Below are 2,604 nucleotides of genomic sequence, written 5' to 3' on the forward strand. Positions count from 1 at the left end.
CGTTCTGGGAAACCGCCGACATCGACGTGAGCAACAACGCGTGGCCGGCCAGGGCGACGCCTTCGCGCCTGGAGCTGTTCAAGACCAACCGCGATCCGGCCAACCTGATGCGCGACTTTAATACCAAGCTCAAGACCCCGAGCCAGAAGGAAGAAGCGCCCAAGGCCCAGTAAACGCCATCGGGCTTGTGGACGGCGTGCCCGTCCCCCACCGGCAGGGCTGCGCGCCCTGCCGTTTGTCCATTGAAGAACACTTTTTCGTATAAACGCATGAAGATCAAGCAACTGCAGGCAGCCATCGCCAGCCTGTTCCTGGCCGGCGCCGTCACGGGTAACGCCACGGCCGCACCGGCCTTCGACGACAAGTTCCGCCAGCTCGACGAGCTGCTGCCGACGCCGGGCGAGACCCGCACCGCGTCCGGCGCCCCGGGCCACCGCTACTGGCAGCAGCGCGCCGACTACCGCCTGCGCGCCACGCTCGACGAAAACAAGCGCTCGGTCAGCGGTTCGGGCAGCATCACTTATTACAACAACTCGCCGGACACGCTGAGCTATCTGTGGGTGCAGCTGGACCAGAACATGTTCCGCAACGATTCGGACAACCGCCGCATCGCCACCCTGCCGTCGCGCGAGGCATGGCAGGCGCGCGGCAACGACGGCGTGAAGTTCGATGCCCTGCGCAGTACGCTGGAACAGCACCGCTTCGAGGGCGGCATGAACGTCACCAGCGTGCTGGATGCGGGCGGCCGCCCCCTGCGCCACACGATCAACAAGACCATGATGCGCATCGACCTGCCGCAGCCGCTCAAGCCGGGCGCGCGCGTGTCGTTCAGCATGGCGTGGAACTTCAACATCCCCGAGATGAACGTCGTGGGCCGCCGCACCGGTTACGAGAAGTTCGACGACGGCAACGACATCTTCGAAGTTGCGCAGTGGTTCCCGCGCATGGCCGCCTATTACGACCTCAAGGGCTGGCAGAACAAGCAGTACATGGGCGACGGCGAATTCACCCTGGAGTTCGGCGACTACGACGTGCAGCTGACCGTGCCGGCCGACCACATCGTCGCCTCGACCGGCGAGCTGGCGAACGCGGATGCGGTGCTCACCCATGCCCAGCGCCAGCGCCTGCGCCAGGCGCGCACGGCGACGAAGCCGGTCATCATCGTCACCCAGGCCGAGGCCGAAGCGGCCGAGAAAGGACGCTCGAAGGCGACCAAGACCTGGCACTTCAAGGCCAGGGACGTGCGCGACTTCGCGTTCGCGTCCAGCCGCAAGTTCATCTGGGACGCGCAGGGCATCAAGTCGGGCAAGGTCGACGTGCTGGCGATGTCCTACTACCCCAAGGAAGGCAACCCGCTGTGGGAGCGCTATTCCACCGCCGCCGTCATCCACACCATCGAGCAGTTCAACAAGTATTCCTTCGACTACCCCTACCCGACCGCCATTTCCGTCAACGGCCCGGTGGGCGGCATGGAATACCCGATGATCTCGTTTAACGGCCCGAGGCCTAGCAAGGACAAGAAGACCGGCGAACTCACCTACTCGAAGGCCACCAAGTACGGCCTGATCAGCGTGATCATCCATGAAGTGGGCCACAACTACTTCCCGATGATCGTCAACTCGGACGAGCGCCAGTGGACCTGGATGGACGAGGGCCTGAACAGCTACCTGCAGTTCCTGGCCGAGCAGGCCTGGGAAGAGAACTATCCGTCCCGCCGCGGTGAAGCGCGCAACATCGTCGACTACATGCGCAGCACCAACCAGGTGCCGATCATGACGAATGCCGAATCGACGCTCCAGCGCGGCAACAACGCCTATGCCAAGCCGGCCGCCGCCCTGAACATCCTGCGCGAGACCATCCTCGGCCGCGAACTGTTCGACTTCGCCTTCAAGGAATACGCCGAGCGCTGGAAATTCAAGCGCCCGACCCCGGCCGACTTCTTCCGCACCATGGAAGACGCTTCCGGCACGGACCTGGACTGGTTCTGGCGCGGCTGGTTCTACACCACCGACGCCGTGGACATCAGCGTCGACGGCGTGACCGAGTACACGATCAGCACCAAGGACCCGGAAATCGAAAAGGCCTGGGCTCGCGCCCGCAAGCAGGCCGAGCCGATCTCGATCACCGACCAGCGCAACAAGGGGATGCCGCGCCGCGTCGACGCCCACCCCGAACTGAAGGACTTCTACAACGAGAACGACGACTTCACGGTCACCAACAAGGACCGCAACCAGTTCGCCGAGACCATGGAAGGCCTGGAAGACTGGGAAAAGGCGCTGCTGAAAGAAGGCAAGCACCTCTACCTGGTGGACTTCTCGAACAAGGGCGGTCTGGTCATGCCCTTGATCGTCGAGATCGAGCTCAAGAGCGGCAAGAAATACATCGAGCGCATCCCGGCCGAGGTATGGCGCTACTCGCCGACGAAAGTCACGAAACTGTTCATCACGGACGAGCCGATCGTCGGCCTGGTCCAGGACCCGTTCTGGGAAACCGCCGACATCGACGTGAGCAACAACGCGTGGCCGGCCAGGGCGACGCCTTCGCGCCTGGAGCTGTTCAAGACCAACCGCGATCCGGCCAACCTGATGCGCGACTTTAATACCA

At 63.5% G+C, this 2,604-nt stretch carries 1 protein-coding gene; it reads left to right on the top strand.

Annotated features, from left to right (window positions below):
- Positions 1–269 precede the first annotated feature (269 nt).
- On the top strand, positions 270–2,604 hold a 2,335-nt coding region (locus ACFFJK_RS22385), incomplete at its 3' end, for a M1 family metallopeptidase (RefSeq protein WP_379681870.1).

This window comes from Massilia consociata (genome assembly GCF_042432755.1).
Taxonomy (GTDB): Bacteria; Pseudomonadota; Gammaproteobacteria; order Burkholderiales; family Burkholderiaceae_D; genus Telluria; species Telluria consociata.